This is a genomic window from Amorphus sp. MBR-141, assembly GCF_053628695.1.
In genome coordinates this window covers 1-1154 of sequence record NZ_JBRJGW010000096.1, presented here as the reverse complement: position 1 = coordinate 1154, position 1154 = coordinate 1, and the positions used below count along the sequence as shown (strand labels likewise).

Here is a 1154-nt window from a genome sequence, read left to right as displayed (position 1 = left end):
CTGCCCGCGCCGCACGGCGCTCAATTCAAACGCTACGACCGGGGCTGTGCCCTCTACCTCAACCGCAGGCGCCCTCCCGCGCAGCGGGTTCGTTCCTCGGCCAAATCACGCCCGGGGGCGATATATCCCGCGCTCAATCTACTCAGTGTCCTTCAGGATGCGATAGATCTGCATCCGAGAACAGCGAAGGGCGTTGGCTATCGCCGCGACCGTCATCCCCGAACTGTGTAGTCTTAGAATCTCAGAGCGATCGAGCCGTCTTGAAATTCTGATCGAGTGTGCTCACCCGAGCGTCGCCAATGCGAGCCATAGCTCGTCACCTCAAAGCCTAGGCTCAACGCTACTTTGTCACAAATAGTCCAAGTCAACCCTGTTGCTGTAGGCGTGCGGCGCCGGCAGGCGTCACTTCAGGGCATACTTGAATGTGACGCGCGAACTTTGCATTCAGCCCGCTGCGTCTACTTTCAACGACCAGCACAGCAGCGACTTGCCAATAGCGGACGCCCCCTGGGATGCCGAGGATTGAACAGCTGCCGTTGCGCGTTGAGGGAGAACTGATTCCGCCACGCCCTCACTCCTCGCCGAAGAAGTCTTCGTCCAGCCGCTTGAACGCGACGGTGCGATAGCTGCGGACGCCGACGCCGTGTTCGATCATCAGATCGGCCAGCTCCTGTCCGTCGATGAGGATGATGCGCTGGGCCAGATGTCGGACATAGTCGCAGGCCGGCTGGCTGAAGGTGGAGGTGGTGACGAAGACGCCCTTGCCGGCACCAAGACCGACGAGGCTTCCCACGAAGGCGTTCACGTCGGGCCGGCCGACGGGGTTGCCGGTTGTCTCTGGGGCGGACTTGGCGTGCCTGCCGGCAGCCTAAGGCTGCTCTTCGGCTGCCGCTGCGCGGCGGCCTCGAATCTCCCGATTGAGGGCTTGTCTCTTGGCTGTGACGGGCAAAAGGGGACGTGGCGGTGTGGGCCGCTGGGCCTCGCTGCGCGTGGGGCCACCCATCTCGCTCGCAGTCCAGGTCCCGGTGGTCGCGATCTGCCCGCCGGCGCTGGGAGCCACTGACCTGCCCCTGAGTTTTTCCTCCACCTGGAGTTAGAGTCCGGCCTCGATCGAAGGACGGACAGATGAAGCGGAAGCGATTTACGGAAGAGCA

General features: G+C 62.8%; 1 protein-coding gene and 1 pseudogene. Both read right to left on the bottom strand.

Annotated features, from left to right (window positions below):
* Positions 1 to 138: 138 nt before the first annotated feature.
* Positions 139 to 267 (bottom strand): helix-turn-helix domain-containing protein, encoded by a 129-nt coding sequence (locus tag ACSSVZ_RS28180; protein WP_453974180.1) that lies wholly within the window; start codon positions 265 to 267, stop codon positions 139 to 141.
* Between the two features lie 304 nt (positions 268 to 571).
* A pseudogene (locus ACSSVZ_RS28175) lies at positions 572 to 817 on the bottom strand (restriction endonuclease); the annotation flags it as partial.
* Between the last annotated feature and the right edge of the window lie 337 nt (positions 818 to 1154).